Source organism: Dyadobacter sp. HNCC25DJ184 (genome assembly GCF_056895215.1).
This window is the reverse complement of record NZ_JBXHAQ010000003.1, coordinates 445,506-465,070: the sequence shown is the minus strand read 5'-3', so window position 1 is coordinate 465,070 and position 19,565 is coordinate 445,506. Positions and strand designations below refer to the sequence as shown.

Here is a 19,565-nt window from a genome sequence, read left to right as displayed (position 1 = left end):
AGACAATTGAACAATTATCGTTAATTAGTGAATTTACTTTTCATTTAAACTATGAAGAGAATAAGCGAGTACTGCTTACGGGACAGTTTGGAACGGGAAAGTCAACTTTTATTAGTTCGGTAGAGTCTCACAACGAGAGCTTATTTTTTATAAAAATTAGCCCAGTTAATTATTCCGTTGCCTCAAATGATGATATATATGACCTACTGAAATATGACATTCTTGTGGAATTACTTGAGAAAATGGATGGCTCTATTGATTTAGCATCGTTCAAGTTTCCGCTTATTTTACTTCTCCCTTTCTTCATTAAAGACAAATTTTCCTATTTGAAAATTCTAGGCACTGCTGAGAATATTAACAATGAAATTGAAGATTATTTAGACTATGCAGGCATTTTTGCCTCAGTTTTTAAAATTGGGACAAAGATCAATAAATCAATGATCGGTCTATTTAAGGCATTTAAAGATTTCAAAAACGAGATTGAGGAAAATAAACTTGGCACATTGATAGATGATTTCATGAAGTTTCAAGGAGGCAGCAACCGTCATTTGCTTATGGATGAAATGTCTAATGGCATTTTTGAGCTTATTTCAAAAATAAAGGAAAAGAGAAGCAGTCCTGACTTTAAGACGATTTTAGTTGTTGATGATATGGATAGGCTCGACCCTGAACATATTTTTAGATTGTTTAATATTTTCTCTGCTCAGTATGATCTGCGAGATAACTCTAATAAATTTGGATTTGATCGAGTAGTTTTTGTTTGTGATATTGAGAATATTAGGAAAATATATCATCATAGATATGGTATTGGTGTTGATTTTAACGGTTACATAGATAAGTTTTATTCAAAAGAGCCTTTCAAATTTGACAACGCTAGGTTTGTCGCGGACAGTATCCGTGAAATAGTAGGTAAGTTTGTGCTCAGTCAAAATGGAGGAGAGTTCCCCGTGTCTTCGCATACTTCCCAGACTCTGAGTCACATGCTGAATGTCACGTGTAAATTGCTTGTCGAAAAAAAACTCTTGAATTTGCGATCGATTGTTAATGCGTCTAATCAAGTTTTTTTCGACAAAAAGATATTCATTCCATATTATCTACAGGAAGACTATGTACTCAATGATATTCTATCAACCTTTTTGCTCATTTTGCTTAAATTTTATTTGGATTGGAATGAATTGGAAAGTAGGTTGACAACACTTTCGGGCTCGTTTAATAGTATGCCGGAGGAATTCAATCAGATGAATATTGCATACGCTGGATTTGTTGAAGCGACTGCTCAAATTTGCTTTCCATTTCTAACCAATAATAAATATCAGAATACCTTGGATGGAGAAAAAGGAAAATTTAGTTCATTTGATAAGAAATATGAATTTGATGTTGTCGGCAACTATCCATATTTCAGTTCTATTAAGGTAAAACGAATCGATGAAAATTGGGTAAATCCTTTTATTTTAATGATCGATGGCATGAGCGCCGTTATTCGAATGGGTTTATGAATTTGTTGAACAAAATAGAAAATCCCACCATAATTAATTGGTGGGATTTTTTTTAACAAAGATGCTTTGTGTGACGTAAAATTGTTTCCTGCAATAAATGGGCATAAACCTTTTCCGTCGTTTTAATGGATTTGTGCCCCAGGATTTTAGAAACCACTTCTAAGGGCACATCATTGTTTAAAAGGAAAGTCCCGGCGGTTTTGCGTCCTATGTGCGTAGTTAGATATTTATCAATACCCACCGTTTTAGCAATCACCTTTATCAGTTGGTTCATTTTCTGATTGCTCAAAACTGGAATGTAACCATTATACTTTTGAAGCAATTCCTCAGTTTGCGAAAGCACCGGGATTGTAAACGGGGTTTGGGTTTTTGTCCGGGCATAGTGTATGACTTTTCTACCGTGCAACATTGTGATGTGTTTCTTTGCTGAAAACTTTTTCAGGTCAATGTAACAAAGCCCGGTAAAGCATTGGAATAGAAAAGCGTCTGCCACACGTTCCAGGCCAGGGGTTAATAAATTATCGCTATTGTAAAGTAGTTCTATTTCTTTCTCAGTTAAGTAAACAATTTCCCCAGGCGGGGTTTTAGCTTCAAAAACGGATTCGACCGGATTTGTTTTTATGTGTTCGTCGGCTACGGCTATACGCATAAAGGCTTTAAAGTGGTTCACGTTTCGGTGAATGTAGTTTTGCCCGTACTTGCGTTTAAAGCGGAGCCAATTAACAAAGTCAATAACGAAGGGTTTGCGAATTTCGATCAGACCTATATCAGTCCTTTTCTGGAAGGCTAAAAACGAAACCATGATGTTGTGTAAACTTCGATGTGCTTTGAAGGTTCCCAGGGAATAGCCAGGTTCACCAATTCGTATTTTGTGAATTTTCAGACTTTCAGCATACAAATCCATCAACGTCTTTTTTGTTCCACGTTTTAAAAAAGTGTTTCTCAGATCGTGAACGGTAGGCGTTCCAAACCGTCGTAACTCATTCAGGAGTACTTCTATTTCACTGGCAATTTGCAGAATACTGGTATTGTGCTTTTTGTTTTGTTTGGCTGTAAAGATTTGGCTTTCCTGGTTCCAATCGGGTGAAACTGGAATGAATGTTGAGAAATCGGTAGCTGCCACACCATTTAGTTTAATACGGCAGTACAGGTAAGAGGTTCCAGAGGATTTTTGATGTCGGGGGCGGTAATAAATTTTTAAGTTTTTCATTTAACGATAGGGGGTTATTGGGGTACTATGAAAATGGGGAAAATCAATAGTACCCTGGATTATACCTATGGTAGTTTTTCACTAGGGTAGAAATACTTACGTAATGAAAATTACGTGTAACCTTAAAAGAAGGAATTGGAAACAATAGCCCGGTTTGGGCTATTGTTCAAATTGTTAGAGCTGTCAAGACTTTGACTAATTTCGCTACTTTGTGCACCCGAAGGGATTCGAACCCCTATCGGTGGTACCGGAAACCACAATTCTATCCATTGAACTACGGGTGCTTGGGGGTATTGGGGTGCAAATATAGACCCAAATTTATTTTTTCGACAATTTATTATGGAATTGTTTGCCGGAAATATTCCTCGGGTTACAGTTGCTTCATCAGCTCCCAATCCTGAACATCTTTAAGGTACAGATAATCAAGGAGAATGCCGTTTACGTTGTTGATCAGCTTATGGCCTTCCACAAAGGGAACTACAAAAGTTTTGATGTACTCGTGATCCGAAAGTAGCCCCATTTCTTTGTCGTGGTAGCTTTTTATTTGCCCGCCGGTCATTTCGAGTTCGCAGTAGAAAAAGTACATCGCTTCGTCGCTGGTGCCTGTGGACGGGAAGCAGGGATCTTTATATAGCTGGACAAGCGAGTCTGCACTTACTTCTATTCCGGTTTCCTCCCACACTTCGCGCGCTGCAACGGCTGCTGCGTCGCTTTCGCTGTCGAGCATCCCGGCCGGATGTTCGTAAGTCATAGAGCCGTCGCATATGCGGCGTTGCTGAACCAATAATAGATATTTCTCTTTTGTCTGCTGATCGATCAGGCACGTCAGTACGCACACGACTTCACCTTTGATGAAACAGATCGGTGGTATTTTGTTTCCTTCCGGTGTGGTCGCGTCAGTATATACGAGCGAGAATAATATTTGGCCTTCATGGTTTCTTCTGGAGTAGAGCTCATCTATCCGGTTGATCTCCAGGCCATTTTTGATCATTCTGGAAGTCCATAATTTGTACTTATGCGAATCGATCAGATTTTCGGTCATGAGAAATTGCTGTATTTCAGGTGTGTTAGTTGTAAAGAGGAAATGAAACGGCCAGATAGGGTATGCCATAAGTAGTAGAGTAGAGGTTTTGCCCTCCGTTCAGCTTAACGTCGGTTTTATAGGCAACGCTACCATACGCATATGCGGCCTTAACGCCGATTCTGTTTGAGAGCCAATATCTCACATAAATTTCCGATTGGCCGTTTTGATTGGCAACAAGTAACGGGACAGTATTGAGCAAATTTGGCGAGCTATTTACATGGTTTTGTACATACTCTGCACCGTCTCCACTGATCGAAGCGGGATCGTATAGTCCCTTCCGTTGGGGGCCAAAAACAACTCCGATCAGGTCAGTATTTGCGCCAATTTCAATATCCCCAAGCTTTACGTTCAAGCCAAAAAGGAAGCTTACTCCTGTTGTTGCGATGTTTCCATATTTCATGGTATCGCCTGCCGCGGCCGCCACTGAGGATTTAGGAAAAAGGTCGGTTCGCCCGGTGTACAAGCCCCATGCGCGTACTCCCCATCCAACATTAAACCACGGAAAATGTTTCAGGCTTAATTCCTGATGATACACTCCCGACGGTGCCCATTGTTTATTGTCGTAGCCGTAGCCAAGACCTATATCAACACCGGATGTAACACGTGAGAGACTTTGGGCCTTAATTGAGACAGAAATCAGTATTAAGAGAAGTGTGGTAAGTACTTTATTTGTCATTATTGTTGAAGAAATTGATTTAATAAGATAGACAAACGGGTAAAAATAAAGGCGGGAAATAAATCCCGCCTCAAAGTAAAGCAAAAATTTGCATTCTATTCTTAACGAAACCGCCGGTTTACTTACCAGTGCCCTTCAGTTTCAGAACTACGGCTCCCAATGGTGGCAGGTCAATTTTTAATGAATATGGTCTGCCGTGCCAGTTTTCTTCCTCCGCTTTTACCGGATTGGCATTTATAACGCCGCTGCCGTAGAATTCACTATTATCAGAATTGAAGATTTCGGCCCATTTGCCTTTACTCGGAACACCCACCCGATATCCGGGACGAGTGACAGGCGTCAGGTTCAGGATCACCACTATGTTTTTGGATGCGTCGCTCGCTTTCCGGGAATAAATCAACACCGAATTTTGGCGGTCCTGGGTATCTATCCATTCAAATCCTTCATGGCTGAATGAAAATTCGTACATGGCCTGCTCGCTTTTGTACAAGTGATTAAGTGCCTTAACGCACTCTTTCATACCCTTGTGCGGCGCAAATTCCAGCAAATGCCAGTCCAGACTCTGTTGGAAATTCCATTCCGAAGTCTGGCCAAATTCGCTGCCCATAAACATTAGCTTGGTGCCCGGGTGCGTATACATATAGGTGAAAAGCAGCCTCAAATTAGCGAAGCGTTGCCATTCGTCCCCCGGCATTTTAGTCAATAGCGATTTCTTGCCATATACGACCTCGTCGTGGGAAAATGGCAGCATAAAGTTTTCTGAAAAAGCATATACCGTACTGAACGTTAGCATATCCTGATGCCATTTTCTGAATGCGGGGTCTTTCTCGAAATATTTCAGCGTGTCGTTCATCCAGCCCATCATCCATTTCATACCGAAGCCCAGGCCACCCACAAATACTGGCCTCGAAACACCCGGGAATGCGGTTGATTCCTCTGCTATGGTTTGAATATCAGGGTATTCTGTATACGCTGCGATATTCATTTCGCGTAAAAGTGAAATGGCTTCCAGGTTTTCTCGTCCACCAAATTCGTTTGGAATCCATTCGCCATGCTTTCTCGAATAATCAAGATATAGCATAGAAGCAACGGCGTCCACACGAAGTCCGTCTGCATGGTATCTATCGAGCCAGAACAACGCATTACTGATCAGGAAAGAGCGAACCTCGTTTCTTCCGTAATTGAAGATATAGCTTTTCCAGTCGGGGTGATAGCCTTTTCTTGGATCTTCGTGCTCGTAAAGTGCCGTGCCGTCAAAACGGAAAAGTCCATGAGCATCGCCCGGAAAGTGGGAGGGAACCCAGTCCATATATACACCAATACCTTCTTGGTGAAACTGGTTGATCAGGTACATGAGCTCTTGCGGCGTACCCATCCGGGAGGCGACCGAAAAGTACCCGGTAATCTGGTATCCCCAGGAAGGAGTATATGGGTGTTCCATAATCGGCATGAATTCAACGTGCGTAAAGCCCATTTCTTTCACATATGGAACGAGGGTCTCGGCAATCTCATGAAATGTCAGGACCCGCTCCGGATCGGAAGGATCGCGGTTCCAGGATCCGAGATGCACCTCATATACCGATATTGGAGCGTTGAGTTTATTTTTTTCTTTTCTATCTACAAGCCATTGCTCATCTGTCCATTCATACCAGGTATCCCAAACAATGGAGGCGGTACGGGGGCCTACCTCGCACCAGAGTGCAAAGGGATCCGCCTTTTCAAGTTGCTGACCATCATTGGTTGTGATAAAGTACTTATATACCTCTCGAACGCCAACATCGGGAATCCAGCCTTCCCATATACCACTACTATCCCAGCGGGCTGCGAGCATATGTGAGGATAAATTCCATCCGTTGAAATTACCTATCACAGCGATAGAAGAGGCATTTGGTGCCCAGACGGCAAAGTAAGTTCCGACTACGCCTTGATTCTCCATTACGTGAGAACCCAGCTTATCGTAAAGTTTGAAATGTTTGCCTTGACGAAAAAGGTGTATATCAAACTCAGTGAAGCGACTTAATGTCTCCACTGGTCCTAGGTAATGATGCCCGGGTGTGCTTGTATTTTCTAAAGAATCAGAAATTGCAGGATCTGGTTTTTTCTTCGGTGACTTAGCCATTGAGAAATAATGTAGTTGACGTTACGCGGCAATTATGGTGTAATATTTACAATTTTATTAAACTATTTCTCAAAATGTATATATTTTTTTGTCGATTTACCGAAACCCTTGTCTTTCAATCCTTAGCGATTTACAAAGTTTTTGCGCCTTTTTCTACTTTGTCCAAAACACGCATGATATTTCCTCCCCATATTTTGGCAATATCCTTTTCTGAATAGCCCCGTCGCACCAATTCTTCGGTAATTGCACCGATCTGACTCACGTCATTCATTCCGATAACGCGGCCGCCACCATCCAGATCCATGCCAATTCCGACATGCTCTACGCTGGTCAGTTTTATAACGTGTTCGATATGGTCAACAGCATCTTTTACAGTCGGCATATCCTTTTCATATTTCTTGCTGATCGCTTTCATCTCCATTCGAAGCTCCTTTTTCTGATCAGGCGTCAGGTCGGTCTGTCTGATTTTCATCATCAACGCCTTCATCGAAAGCTCTTGTTGCTCAGAAGGTTTTTTGACAAAGCTTGGAACAAAATTGATTTGGATAACGCCGCCATTTTTAGCCAGTACCTTGATCATATCGTCTGTCATATTACGAGGAACATCACAAAGCGCCCGGCAAGAGGAATGCGAAGCGATAACCGGAACAGTCGTCAACTTGATGACATCGTAAAAAGTGGAATCTGACACGTGTGAGATATCTACCATGATACCCAATCGGTTCATTTCTTTTACCATTTCCTCTCCGAATTTGCTGAGACCGTTGAATTCCGGGCCATCAGGATCGGTGGAAGAATCACAGATATCGTTATTTTGCGAATGAGACAATGTGATATACCGGAGACCCAAATCATAATACAGTTTCAGGTTTTTGATATCGTTGTCAACTGGCCATCCGTTTTCCATACCAATAAAAACAGCTCTTTTGCCTTCTTTCTGCAGCCTGTAAGCGTCTTTCGAAGTGGTGGCCAGGCCAGCCATATCAGGGTGAAGTTTTACTGCTTCATGTATCTTATCAAAAATGGCAAGTGCTTTCTTTTTAGCTTCTGCGTTAGCCTCGGGTGTCCGTTTGCCTTGTCCGAGGTATACGGCGAAAAACATACCATCCATTCCGCCTTTTTTCATTCTTGGAAAGTCAATCTGTGTGCCATCCTTTTCATAATCATGCTCAACCGACACATCAAAATCTTCTCTCATCATATTGATAGGGACATCGGCGTGCGTATCGATGGTCAATACTTTTTCGTGAATTTTTTTAGCTTTTTCAGCAATCGGATCGGTTGGCGCCTGGCCGAAAGAAAGGAGCGGGGCAGAGCAGGTGAGCAGGAATAGAAACTTTTTCATAAACGTAATTTAATTATATCAATAATAGGAATGAACGAATAAGTTGGAGTTTTAAAGCCAGAATTCCAATGCTCGCAAATGTGGAAATGCGATTTAATGATGGTTTTCATGAAAATACATTATTTGGTGATAATTATAAATGGTAAAATATAATTTCCTGAATAGCTAATACTTCCGCTCGATTCAATCCAGTTTTGCTAGTTTAGTTCTCCTTGCCTGGATATATGGAGTGCTAAATGAGCTCTCATGGTTGCGATTAATAAAAATGTTTTGTACCAATAATCCCAGGCTGGATTTGTAGTTGCTACACAAATACTATCTTGAGGACAAGAATTGCCACATTCCTGCCGATCGCCTTCTGGTGATTCCAGAATTAAATCATTTGAAACTCATTAAAAATCAACATGATCATACGAGAGCGGTAAAATGATATTAATGATTTAGGAGGAGGCAATAGAATGCAAGATTGTATTAGCAAGTATTATTACAACCCTGAAATTTTGTAAACTGACTTTGGCAATAAATTTCAGATTTTTGCAATCCCTAACGTCAATCTTGTAATTCGCCAAGTTCGTAATATATGCAGAAAGGTAGTTCCGTATTGCTTCTTTGTGGGTGTGTGCTACTAAGTATCGCATTAGGTATTGGTATTAGCTTGCTCATCAGTCATTTTTTTGGACTCCAGCCATTGGTAACTGGCGTAAACCCTGAAATAACGCCTAAAACTACGGATCATTGGTATCTCAGAATGGTTGTGATCGGAGTTGAACATGCTTTCACGTTTTTGGTACCTGCAATTTTTTTCTGGTACGTTTATGAAAATAAGACTTGGGGGCAGTTTTCAATAGCATCGGTGTCACGGGTTTCGTCGGTGTGGATGGTAATAGCTATTGTTATTATCTTAATACCTGTAAATCAAATAATTATACATTGGAATCAAAACATTCGCCTCCCTGAAATTCTTAAAGAATTTGAAAGCTGGATGCGTTTTAAGGAACAGGAGAAGGGATTGCTGACGCAAAGACTTTTAAAGATTCACTTGTTTTCGGAATTGCTTGTGGTACTTACTGTTTTTGGCCTTATCGGCCCAATTGGAGAGGAAATTTTTTTTCGCGGTGTATTGCAGACTAAATTAAAGGATTGGGGTTTGAGCTCTATTAGCAGTATCTGGGCCGCCGCAATGATTTTTAGCCTGATTCATTTTCAATTCTACGGATTCTTCCCCCGATTGCTTCTGGGAGCTCTTTTTGGATATTTGTTTCTGTGGTCTGGTAACATATGGGTACCTATTTTGGCGCATATAGTAAACAACTCGCTTTTTGTATTAACCGCGTTTGCTCATCAAAACCGGCCTTCTCTGGACAGATATTTCGAAAATTTTAATTGGATATCGTCCATTGTTTCTCTCATTCTATCTGCTGGAATGCTATTCTTCTTTCGCTCCAAAAATTACAATCCGAAAGCGGAAACTCCCATTCAATAATGTGCATAGAACAGTTATAGCTGGCAAGCTTGGTGGTGCCAGATATCAGACCTGGCACCACCAAATTCGATATCTACTTCACCACTGGAAACGCGACAATCCTCAACTTTGTAAAACCATAGGGAACCAGCGTAATCGTTTCAACTTTTGGTGCAACCTCGCCCTTGTATATCCCCTCGCGATCTGTGACTGGCTGATGAGCCAGGCCATCAACAACTTTCCAGTTCGGAATTTTCTTTGCCGTTGCTGTGATCTCGATGGGGCTGTGATCCAGATTCCAGACGAAGTCGCTGGAAATCGGTTTAACATTCTTTACTGTCAGGGATTCTTTTGGATTGTCGATGATTGATTTCAATATTCCATAATTCCAGTCAGATTCGGGATAGACGCTATAGTATTCGCCTTCCTCTTCCTGATTTGCCTTTTCCCAGCGTTCCTTAATTTTCAAAGCATATACCAATGGCCCACGTTCAATTGCTCTGGAATTCTTGCCCCAATTCGAAGTAGAAACTTGCATAGGAAGCGAGAGCGTGACCTCGTCGCCATTCGCCCAGTTTCTATTGACCGTCACAACTTGCCCGCCTTTTTCTTTCCTAAATTCTTTTCCATTCAATAATATCGTTGCTTCTGCACACCAGGATGGAATGCGCAATTCCATCGGGAAAGTGACATTTGTCGCCGTGCTCACTCTGAAACGAATCTGATCTTCGAAAGGATAATTCGTAGCCTCGGTGATTTTTATGGGAGTATTGTTTTTACCGACGTTGGTTGTAAATTCATTTGGAGCATAAGCCAATGCCGCGATCCCGTTGGAGCTGGTTTTATACCAGAGATGTGTGGCAAATTTGGTCCAGCTTTGGTGCATATTCGCCAGACAACAAGTATATCCGCTACGCATACCTAGCACGTTATTCATTTCACGATCAAAAGGCAGTGAAAAATCGAATACTCCTCGACTGATCTGAACCTGATTGGCGATCTGGAAGTACTGCTTTTCGTTGTAGCTGTCCGTTGTCTGGGTTGGCAAAGCGTTGAACGTCATGCGCTCCAGCGCGTCCATATATTGAATATCACCTGTTATACCGATGATCTCTTCAAGGGAGTACATCGCTTCTGCAATGGCGCACAGCTCAACGCCCTGGGTTGGCGCATTTCCGTGAATATCTTCGTCGCCCGAAAAAATACCCATCGGCAGACCATGCAGCGTCATCAGATCATGGAAACCGGTTTTTAAGCTTTTAAGATATTGGGGATCACCAGTTCGCTGATAATTGATCGCTGGCGACTTGAGAGCCATACCCACGTTTACAGCATGACGTTCCATCCATTTGTAATTATTCTGGTATGTTGCTGCGTTAATCACCCAGTCGCGGTTACCCAGTAAGTTGCTCCATTGAAAAGATTGTTTCTCGATCAGTGAGGCTAGTTCGAGCAGATAGGATTCTTTGGTTTGCGCATATAACCATTGCGCCATCATTACGTTGTCGGCACCGCGGGAGGTTGCCCATTCGGTCCAATTTCCAACAGGACAATTTTTCAAAGCGGCCAGTTGGTACTTAAAATATTTGGACATAAATGGAATCACTCGCTTATCCTGAGTTGCTTCATAATATTGTCTGAAAACTTTAAGCATTACCATTTTGGGCCACCAGTCGTCGCCGGAAGCACAATTGATAGCCGTGATTTCAACTTTTTTTTCGCGTTCATCTTTTGTGATAGCCCCAAAGTATCCTGAAGGTCTCTGGTGATCAATCGTCCAGTCGATATACTTTTGAACTTTGGCTTTCAATGCCGGATCATCAACCAGATATGCCAGCGGAACGGCTCCGTCGAGCCAGTATGGCGTTTCTTCCCAGCTGTCGCCCTTGCCTCCAAGCCATCCGTTATCATTTTTGATCTTATTATGCACTTCGTCCAAGTGTCCGGTTGTGCCTTTCAGCATGATTTTCAATTGAGATTCCAGCCAGCCATTTGGTTTGATGGATCCCAAGGGAACGGAAGTATATTTTTGGTGAAGCGTATTCGGTTTTGTTGACTGGGATCGCGCATATGGCCCACAATATGAGATGTAAAGAAGAAGTGTAATAAAATGAATACTAATTAGGTAGCTTTTGAATTTCATATTCAAATGATGGGGTTGGTTTATATTATACTATTGTTCAGGCTCTGTTTTTGGCGATGGATTCAATCAGGCCTCGCATGTAGCCGATGGCGAAAAGCGCACCATAATCGCTATATCCGGGGTGAACATTACTGTCTCCCGAGACTGTCGGAACGTGGTCCGGACGCATGGGGCCTTTAAACCCTATATCGTAATAGCACTTCATGGCTTCATGCATATCCGTTTTACCGTCGTCGTGAAAGGTTTCTTCAAAGTTGTTTGCATTACCACGGATATCGCGGAAATGAACGAAATGGATCTTTCCTTTTTTGCCGAAATATTTAATTACTTCCGGAATATTTTCGCCCATAGTAGCAAATGTTCCCTGGCAAAGCGTGATGCCGTTACTCGGGCTCGGAACGATCTCGATAAGTCTTTTAAAAGCATCTGCGGAGGTCATGATTCGGGGTATACCACGGATGCTGTCAATCGGTGGATCGTCGGGATGAAGAGCGAGTTTGATCCCGTATTTTTCTGCCTCCGGAACCACCGCTTTTAGAAAATATTCCAGGTTTTTCCACATCTCGTCCTTTGTGAAAGTGCCATATTCTGTAAGAGGAAGGTTTTTAATATCTTCAATATCAAATGCACTCACCAATGCACCACCACGACTTTTCCGATCCATAGAAGTTCGCGCCCAACTGATGACCGGCATCCAGTTATAACAAATAGTCTCTATTCCCGCTTTCTGCATGTTTTGCATCAGGCGGATAAAATTGGCGATCTCCTCGTCGCGACCGGGCAGCCCTAGTTTTGTTTTTTCATAAAGCGACGGCGGTCCTTCGATCACTTTAAAAGTTAGCCCCTCTCTTGCCCAGGCATTTTTGACGGCTAATATGGCCTCATATTCCCAGTTTTTGACGTTGGGCAAACCTACGCTTCCCGGATTAATTCCGCCCACGGCTCCTAAAACATTCATCTGTTTCGAAAGCTCAATACGTTGCTTGCTCATTCCGAAAAAGTGGGCCAGGCAAAACTGAATACCACCATCTTTCTCAAAGGAATGATGGTCAAAAGATTGGCGCGAGGCTGAGACAGACGATATGCCAGCAGCTGTCAGCAGCGAGCTTTTTTGAATGAATTCTCTTCGACTTTGACGCATTTACGTTCAGACTATGGTCTGTTTTACAAAGCCATTTCGACGCGATTCATACTTTTATCGTTGAAAGTGGTTTGCCACGAAAGCACTAAGGCGTGAAGATGATTGAAATCTGATTTTTTTATTTTTGAGACCAAATTGGACTTGAACTACTGGTCAACTTCAAAGCCAGGTTTGATCGTCGAAAGCCGACCGCTATCAAAACTCTTCGAGCAGTATCAATTGTGTGCGTTGCTTATTGTCGAGGCCGGGATTGTCATCGCTTACCAGAATTAATTTTTTCTTGCCCGATGTAGTTGGCCACCATGCCATACCTTCCAGATTATCAGGTTCGAAGGGAAGTTGTTTGTTGAAATCAAACGAAGGATTTTCTGATTTTTCCAGTTGTTTTCCCTTGATTTTTGCTTGCCAAAGTTTGGCAATGGTTTTCTTCGAACCTTCTGGTCCGTTATCCCAGCAGCGCTCTAAAACGAGTAATTCATTTTCATTGATCGACAAAATTTCTGAAATGCCGCCAAACCGCTCGGCAGTGGGGGAGTTGGGGCAGCCGGTTCGATCTATACGATAGTTGAAAACTTCTTGCTCATAATTCCTGTCTTTCAGAAAACGAAAAAACTGAATAGTATCCGAGGTGATTTTCTCTTCCGGGAGCCAGCCGACTTCGGACGTCACCCACACGTTACCATTTTCAGTTACTGCCACCGACTCAATGCCTTTGTTGTCAACCGGCAAATGTATCGGCGCAACTAGGAAGTTCGGTGCATATATCTTGGGAAGGTAGTGTTCATACCAGGCCACATAGGTGGTAGTATCAGGGTTGTCCCAAACAGGCTCATATTCATTCTCGACCGCGAAGATAAACCTGCCAGAAGACGGATCAATCCTAATGGACTCGAACCAGTAGCGGGTGTATTTTTCTTTTAACAGATTTTCTGGCTGCTGGAAGTCACTGATATTCTGTATATTATGAAAAACAAAATAGCCGCCGCGATCATTGGCCATATGCCATAGCTTTTCTCTTGTATCATATTCGATTCCCGATATTCCATGCATAAAACCCTCTGGTTTTTTAGGCAATAAAGAGGAATCGGCGAATTTAAAATGAATACTTTGGCCTGTCGCGTAATAACAGACTAACAGCGTAAAAAGCAAAATAGTAGTTCGGAGCATGAGGGCTTTCGGGCGAATTCTGCGGCAATTTAACAGAAACTGGCCAGAGAAAATATCCCTATATGTTAAGGAAAATGAATCCCAAAAAATGAAGGTGTTGTTTCACTCCCTCACATACCTACTTCGACCGCCCGCGAAGCAATATGTGATGATCAACTCGTCGCCGTTCTGATCCATTTGAAGTGTTTCACAGCTAATGCAGTCAACTACGGCACATTGAGCATTGTTGGGGAGGTCGGCTTTTGGAATAATTTTGAAAACCGTGCCGTTCAAGTTGTAGGCACTTGGCGGACAACACATTGGCAACCCCTTTGAATCTAACATCACGCCGTCGAACCGAATGGTGATGTAGCTTGGTGCATCATCTGGATTCAGTCGCCATACTTTTTTACCATTTTCCTCAACCTCATATCCAGCATACCGCCATTTTCCAACAATGGTCGCAATCTGCGGATCGGGCTTCTCCACCTTGTCTTTTTTGCATTGAAGATGCAGAATACTTATCAGAAAAAGCAGTAGTATATGCTTCATTTTGAGGTTGATTTTTTGTTAGATGCTTTTGGCTTCGCAATGGTTGGAAATTGACCCGTAATTCGAACGGTCAATTGAAATGGTTAAATGGCGTATTCTCCATGGTTTTGGGGCAACGAGTCCTTGATTTAAAGTGTATAAGATGCTGTTTTTCTGAGTATTACGACTTGAGTGGTGGGTTCTGGTCGTTTCTGGTCTTCTGAGTACTTCATATTTTTATCCATCTTTATTTCGAAATTATCCATTGTTTCAAGGGGTTTGTTTCTTGAATTTTGTCATTATAAACTGTGATAATTTCGATATAAAAGGATCGGTTTTTGTTTTTAAATCCTAATTCTAGCCAATTAAACATTTACTACATGATGCAAAATTTTATGAAATGGCGATGGCACACCTTCATTGCAGTTCTCATGCTGACTTGTTATAATATAACAGTATATGCTCAGGATACTGTGTCAGGAAAGGTGACGGACAGCGCGGGAGAGGTTCTGGTAGGAGTTAGCGTGATGATCAAAGGTACCAACCGCGGAACAACAACGGATGGGACAGGCGGGTATCAAATTTCTGCTGATAATACCCAGACTTTGGTGTTCAGTTACGTGGGATATCTTTCGAAAGAAATACCTATCGGAACCATGTCCAAAATTAACGTGAACCTTATGCCAGACACAAAGGCACTGGAAGAAGTTGTGGTAGTAGGATACGGGGTTGTTAAGAAAAGTGATTTGACGGCATCCGTTTCGAGTGTGAAAGGTTCTGTAATCAAAGAATTTCCGGTCACTTCGCTTGATCAGGCATTACAGGGTCGGGTGGCCGGCGTTCAGATTTCGCAGGCATCTGCTGCACCTGGAGGCGGGCTTTCTGTACGTGTACGCGGCCCCAATTCGATTTTGAGCGGTTCGGAACCGTTGTATGTAATCGATGGATTGCCGATTTATCCGGATAACAACGCTGTTGGAACAGGCGGCGACCGTCAGCCGTCCAACGCATTGGCGATGTTAAACCCGAATGATATTGAATCAATAGAAGTTTTGAAGGACGCGTCGGGTACTTCGATTTATGGATCTCGCGGTGCCAACGGGGTTGTGATGATCACAACGAAAAGAGGGAAGACAGGAACAGGGCGGCTTTCATACGACGGTTCCTATTCCATTCAGTCGGCCGCGAGAAAGATTAAGATGCTCCGGGCTGACGACTATATGAAGTACATTAACATGCTGGAAGTGAGCCAGGGAGGTGCTGGCCGATATACCGATGCCCAGATTTCTTCGGCAGGAGCGGGCACCAACTGGCTGAACGAAATCCTGCGCCAGGGAAAAATCCAGAGCCACCAGCTGACGTTTACAGGAGGAACTGCCAATATGCGCTACGCATTTAGTGGCAATTACCTGGACAACGAAGGGATTATCCTTAATACGAATTTCAAACGATATGGCTTCAGGATGAATTTGGACAACGATTTTCTGAACGGGAAGGCAAAAATGAGCAACAGCTGGTCTTTCAGCCGTATGACTTCAAGCAATGTCCCAACGGATCGCGGTGGGCCTGGTGGCATCGTTATTACTGCGCTTGGATTGGATCCTACGGTTCCTGTGAAGGATCAAAACGGGACATATAACTATCCAAGTTATGATGGTCGATTTAGCATCAACCCGGTTACTGAAGCGTTGTACGGATATGATCGTGATGCAACAAACCGTTTGTTCGGAACCACCGGTTTCACATTTGATCTGGTGGAAGGACTGAAGTTTAAAACGAGTCTTGGTGCAGATATTCTTGGTGCAGACCGTACTTCTTTTTACAATAGTTACACCCGTGTGGGTCGCCAGTACAACCGGGAGCTCGACAAATTCAACCGGTCGGTTGTCAATATTCTGAATGAAAACCTCTTGTTTTACAACAAAGAAATAGCATCGGGACATAATCTGGATGTAACGCTGGGATATACCTATCAGCACGAAAAAAATCAATACAACTCAGCATCTGTGAGGGGCTTACCTTCGGACGATGTTACGTCGATGAACCTGCAGAATGGGGCAACTTTGCTAACGCCGTATTCAGGGCGGTCGGAATGGGAATTGCAGTCGGTCATTGGAAGAATAAACTATTCCGCTCTTGACCGGTATTTATTGACTTTAACAGTTCGTCGCGATGGTTCCTCGAAATTTGGACCCAATAACAAATGGGCCACTTTTCCTTCGGCTGCTTTCGGCTGGAAAATTATTAACGAACCATTTTTCAAAAATTCGGCTCTCGCCAATACTTTTACGGACTTGAAATTCCGCGCGAGTTACGGGATTACAGGTAATTCGAATATTCCACCATACAGATCAGTATCCGGCCTGGTGCCATATAATTACATATTTGGCGGACAGTTCACGGCGGGTTATGGACCGAACAATATTGCAAATCCGGATCTTAGATGGGAGTCGACAAAAATGCTGAATCTGGGGTTAAACACAACGTTGCTAAAAGGTAAACTGGACCTTTCAATTGACTGGTACAATACCAACACTACCGATTTGCTCCTATATGTATCCATCGCCCAAAGTACAGGATTTAGTAGCGTATTGCTGAATTCAGGATCCCTTACAAACAAGGGGATGGATTTCGAAGTCAGCTACAAAGTCATTAATAACAACAAATTCAAATGGGATATTGGAGGTAATATCTCTTTCGTTAGAAACAAAATCACCGATCTGGCACAAAGCACCCCATATTTTGCAGACAGTCCGAGTGGTCACCTTGGAATCGATGGAAGCTGGGTTCAGGCGGGTAATCCGATCGGTGTCTGGAGAGGATATGAGTATACAGGTTTGTTCCAGAATGACTCGGAGGCCGCGAGTTTCTCGGCAAAAGCGGGATATCCTAAGTATACTGACGTAAACAATGATGGGAAATATACTTCGGACGACTACAAGATTATTGGCAATCCCAATCCGAAGTATATGTTTGGTCTAAACACTTCACTTAAATACGCAAATTTCGATTTGGGTATATTCTTCAGAGGCGTGCAGGGCAATCAGGTAAGAAACCTGCAGCAATCGGAAATTGGGGACGGCGTGCAGAAGATCAATCAGATTTCGAATATCCTTTCGGACTCGTGGACTCCGACGCATACAGATGCTTCACGGCCGGTTATCGACGGACGTCGCGATTTTATCTCTTATAGAAAATCCTCGTTCTTTATTCAGGATGGCTCTTTCGTTCGCCTTCAGAATGTTTCGCTAGGATACAATATTCCTTTCAAGACGAAATTTATCCAGAACGCCAGAGTCTCTGTAAGTGGTCAGAACCTGTTTATCATTACCAAATACAAAGGTTTTGATCCAGAGGTAAATAACGGTGGTCAGAGCAACCTGAACCGGGGGGATGATTATGACGCATATCCCCGTGCGAGAACGTTTACGTTTGGTGTAAATCTTGGATTTTAAGCACCTGAACGGAGTTTTAACTAGTTAAAAACAGGATCATGAAAAAGTATATTTTCAATAAATTAAGCATCTCGCTCATCGCCGGAACCATGTCTGTCATGGCCTGTTCGGATTTGAAAGAAACGCCCGATTTTATCAATCCCGATTCGTTTTATCAATCTGCCAAGGAACTGGAACTTGGAGTGAATGCGGTATATGACGACCTCACGATGGGTAACAATGATTGGTTTAATCATTTTTACAATCGCTACGTTTTTGAATGTTTGACCGGATATCAGGTAGGTTGGGAGAAAGGGCCTTTGCAATATAACCTGGGCAATATCAGTGCAGCTGACGACTATATCAATGCATACTGGCAGCAATGTTACCGGTCGATCAACAGGGCCAACAATATCATCGAAGTTGCCGACAAAATAGATGATCCGGCCAACAAAGAACAAATAGCGAGAATAAAAGGAGAGGCGCTTTTCCTGAGAGCGTTTTACTATTACGAGTTGGTTCGCTATTTTGATAATCCTCCTTTGAAAACAGCATCTACCCAAACCTATAAGGATCTTCCTTCCAACGATGGGGGAATGCGTGCAGTAATTGATCAGATATACAAGGATTGCAATGAAGCAACTCCCTTGTTACCAGGAAGTTATACGGGTCCTAATCTTGGTCGTGCGACGAAGTGGGCAAACCTGACATTACTGATGAAAGCGCAACTTTGGGATGAAAAATGGGCCGAAGCAAGGGCAACTGCCGAGATTATCATGAATACCGGCGGATTATCTCTGTTCACCAACTTTAGCGATAATTTTGACGTAGATCACAAAAATATGGGCGAACGGATATTCGAAGGGCAGTCATCAGCGAAAGCAAATGCCAACGAATATACCAATAACTCCGCTCACTTTAATCCGGAGGACTTCCCGAGTGATTTAGGGGGAGCTGGTTGGAGCTGGTTGAGCGCAACGAAGGATTTTCGGATGTCATATGCCGATAACGACAAACGGATTGACGGGACGTTTATCGAAAGTTATCCGAGTGGACGGGTGCCGAAAACTTCAACAGGGGAATATGCGAAGGTGAAATGGAGTGCAAAAGCGGATTACAATTTATCACGTTTCGGTGGTCTTGTGGATCCGAATGCAGATCCGAACAAGCCAGAGCAATTGATATTCAGCAAAGCTTGGTCTAACAAATTGGTGGAATTAAATATCAGCAATTACTCAGCAACTGAAAAGAATATCATCTATATGCGATATGCCGACGTATTGCTGGGACATTCAGAAGCCGCCAACGAAAGTGGGCAAGGTGACGCCTATATGGGAATCAATATGGTACGTGCCAGAGCGGGTTTGGCTCCGTTAACAGGGCTTTCAAAAGAAGCTTTGCGAGACGCGATTGTGGACGAGATCATGCATGAATTTGCTTTTGAACAGGTTGGGTATCCTGAATTGCGTCGAAAAAGCAAGTTCGGAGGTTCACCGGATTATCTGGGAGATTACATTAAAAACTATTCTCAAAAGTACAATGTCGGGCGGGTCCCGAAAGCAAAAGATTACGTGCTGCCGATCCCACTGATAGAATTGCAGGGCAATCCAAATGTCAAGCAGAACGACGTTTGGAAATAAATCGAGTATTGAGAGAAACTATGGTTGACGCCGTAGTTTCTCTTTTTATAGAGTATTAAATAGTTTCACAAAGAGTATGCAGGGAAAAAGAGAAGATTCGAATTGATAAAATTTGTAAACGGACTTGTCAGGAAATGT

At 42.7% G+C, this 19,565-nt stretch carries 13 protein-coding genes and 1 tRNA gene; 4 read left to right on the top strand and 10 right to left on the bottom strand.

Translation table 11 applies throughout. The features are described from left to right. Nucleotides 1-1,496: P-loop NTPase fold protein (locus AC1XUD_RS07005; RefSeq protein ID WP_483360259.1), on the top strand; the 1,496-nt coding region annotated here is incomplete at its 5' end. Nucleotides 1,497-1,548: 52 nt separating this feature from the next. Here AC1XUD_RS07005 and AC1XUD_RS07000 read toward each other — a convergent pair. The 6 genes from AC1XUD_RS07000 to AC1XUD_RS06975 all read right to left on the bottom strand — a co-directional run bounded on the left by AC1XUD_RS07000 (nucleotide 1,549) and on the right by AC1XUD_RS06975 (nucleotide 7,930). After that, nucleotides 1,549-2,706, bottom strand: a complete 1,158-nt coding sequence (locus AC1XUD_RS07000) for a site-specific integrase (protein ID WP_483360258.1) — start codon at nucleotides 2,704-2,706, stop codon at nucleotides 1,549-1,551. Between the two features lie 212 nt (nucleotides 2,707-2,918). Then, nucleotides 2,919-2,990 (bottom strand) — tRNA-Arg (locus AC1XUD_RS06995). 86 nt (nucleotides 2,991-3,076) lie between these two features. Beyond that, nucleotides 3,077-3,817 (bottom strand): NUDIX hydrolase, encoded by a 741-nt coding sequence (locus AC1XUD_RS06990; RefSeq protein WP_483360257.1) that lies wholly within the window; start codon nucleotides 3,815-3,817, stop codon nucleotides 3,077-3,079. Continuing rightward, nucleotides 3,774-4,466 (bottom strand): hypothetical protein, encoded by a 693-nt coding sequence (locus AC1XUD_RS06985; protein WP_483360256.1) that lies wholly within the window; start codon nucleotides 4,464-4,466, stop codon nucleotides 3,774-3,776. The genes AC1XUD_RS06990 and AC1XUD_RS06985 overlap by 44 nt, the downstream gene beginning before the upstream one ends. A 118-nt stretch (nucleotides 4,467-4,584) precedes the next feature. After that, entirely contained in the window at nucleotides 4,585-6,585 is a 2,001-nt protein-coding gene (gene glgB, locus AC1XUD_RS06980) for a 1,4-alpha-glucan branching protein GlgB (RefSeq protein WP_483360255.1), read from the bottom strand. Between the two features lie 130 nt (nucleotides 6,586-6,715). Then, nucleotides 6,716-7,930, bottom strand: a complete 1,215-nt coding sequence (locus tag AC1XUD_RS06975; protein ID WP_483360254.1) for a dipeptidase — start codon at nucleotides 7,928-7,930, stop codon at nucleotides 6,716-6,718. A gap of 580 nt (nucleotides 7,931-8,510) precedes the next feature. Between AC1XUD_RS06975 and AC1XUD_RS06970 the strand changes: the two genes are divergently transcribed. Continuing rightward, nucleotides 8,511-9,413 (top strand): CPBP family intramembrane glutamic endopeptidase, encoded by a 903-nt coding sequence (locus tag AC1XUD_RS06970; RefSeq protein WP_483360253.1) that lies wholly within the window; start codon nucleotides 8,511-8,513, stop codon nucleotides 9,411-9,413. Nucleotides 9,414-9,486: 73 nt separating this feature from the next. On the opposite strand, the gene AC1XUD_RS06965 is transcribed toward AC1XUD_RS06970, so the two are convergent. The 4 genes from AC1XUD_RS06965 to AC1XUD_RS06950 all read right to left on the bottom strand — a co-directional run bounded on the left by AC1XUD_RS06965 (nucleotide 9,487) and on the right by AC1XUD_RS06950 (nucleotide 14,374). After that, nucleotides 9,487-11,535 (bottom strand): beta-L-arabinofuranosidase domain-containing protein, encoded by a 2,049-nt coding sequence (locus tag AC1XUD_RS06965; protein ID WP_483360252.1) that lies wholly within the window; start codon nucleotides 11,533-11,535, stop codon nucleotides 9,487-9,489. Between the two features lie 37 nt (nucleotides 11,536-11,572). Continuing rightward, nucleotides 11,573-12,676 carry a mannonate dehydratase gene (locus AC1XUD_RS06960; protein WP_483360251.1) on the bottom strand — a complete coding sequence of 368 codons (1,104 nt, stop codon included), beginning with the start codon at nucleotides 12,674-12,676 and terminating at the stop codon, nucleotides 11,573-11,575. A 195-nt stretch (nucleotides 12,677-12,871) separates the two neighbouring features. Beyond that, nucleotides 12,872-13,726, bottom strand: coding sequence for an esterase-like activity of phytase family protein (locus tag AC1XUD_RS06955; protein ID WP_483360250.1), 855 nt, complete (start codon nucleotides 13,724-13,726; stop codon nucleotides 12,872-12,874). Nucleotides 13,727-13,945: 219 nt separating this feature from the next. Further along, on the bottom strand, nucleotides 13,946-14,374 hold the full coding sequence (locus AC1XUD_RS06950; RefSeq protein WP_483360249.1) for a hypothetical protein: 429 nt from the start codon (nucleotides 14,372-14,374) through the stop codon (nucleotides 13,946-13,948). A gap of 359 nt (nucleotides 14,375-14,733) precedes the next feature. On the opposite strand from AC1XUD_RS06950, the gene AC1XUD_RS06945 reads away from it, so the two are divergent. Both AC1XUD_RS06945 and AC1XUD_RS06940 read left to right on the top strand, forming a co-directional pair. Further along, complete coding sequence (locus AC1XUD_RS06945; RefSeq protein ID WP_483360248.1) at nucleotides 14,734-17,808, top strand: SusC/RagA family TonB-linked outer membrane protein; 3,075 nt, start codon at nucleotides 14,734-14,736, stop codon at nucleotides 17,806-17,808. Nucleotides 17,809-17,846: 38 nt separating this feature from the next. After that, complete coding sequence (locus AC1XUD_RS06940) at nucleotides 17,847-19,427, top strand: RagB/SusD family nutrient uptake outer membrane protein (protein ID WP_483360247.1); 1,581 nt, start codon at nucleotides 17,847-17,849, stop codon at nucleotides 19,425-19,427. Nucleotides 19,428-19,565 lie beyond the last annotated feature (138 nt).

Coding starts and splice junctions, on each gene's coding strand:
- AC1XUD_RS07000 (WP_483360258.1), bottom strand. CDS start 2,706: ATGAAAAACTTAAAAATTTATTACCGCCCCCGACATCAAAAATCCTCT.
- AC1XUD_RS06990 (WP_483360257.1), bottom strand. CDS start 3,817: ATGGCATACCCTATCTGGCCGTTTCATTTCCTCTTTACAACTAACACA.
- AC1XUD_RS06985 (WP_483360256.1), bottom strand. CDS start 4,466: ATGACAAATAAAGTACTTACCACACTTCTCTTAATACTGATTTCTGTC.
- glgB (WP_483360255.1), bottom strand. CDS start 6,585: ATGGCTAAGTCACCGAAGAAAAAACCAGATCCTGCAATTTCTGATTCT.
- AC1XUD_RS06975 (WP_483360254.1), bottom strand. CDS start 7,930: ATGAAAAAGTTTCTATTCCTGCTCACCTGCTCTGCCCCGCTCCTTTCT.
- AC1XUD_RS06970 (WP_483360253.1), top strand. CDS start 8,511: ATGCAGAAAGGTAGTTCCGTATTGCTTCTTTGTGGGTGTGTGCTACTA.
- AC1XUD_RS06965 (WP_483360252.1), bottom strand. CDS start 11,535: ATGAAATTCAAAAGCTACCTAATTAGTATTCATTTTATTACACTTCTT.
- AC1XUD_RS06960 (WP_483360251.1), bottom strand. CDS start 12,676: ATGCGTCAAAGTCGAAGAGAATTCATTCAAAAAAGCTCGCTGCTGACA.
- AC1XUD_RS06955 (WP_483360250.1), bottom strand. CDS start 13,726: ATGCATGGAATATCGGGAATCGAATATGATACAAGAGAAAAGCTATGG.
- AC1XUD_RS06950 (WP_483360249.1), bottom strand. CDS start 14,374: ATGAAGCATATACTACTGCTTTTTCTGATAAGTATTCTGCATCTTCAA.
- AC1XUD_RS06945 (WP_483360248.1), top strand. CDS start 14,734: ATGATGCAAAATTTTATGAAATGGCGATGGCACACCTTCATTGCAGTT.
- AC1XUD_RS06940 (WP_483360247.1), top strand. CDS start 17,847: ATGAAAAAGTATATTTTCAATAAATTAAGCATCTCGCTCATCGCCGGA.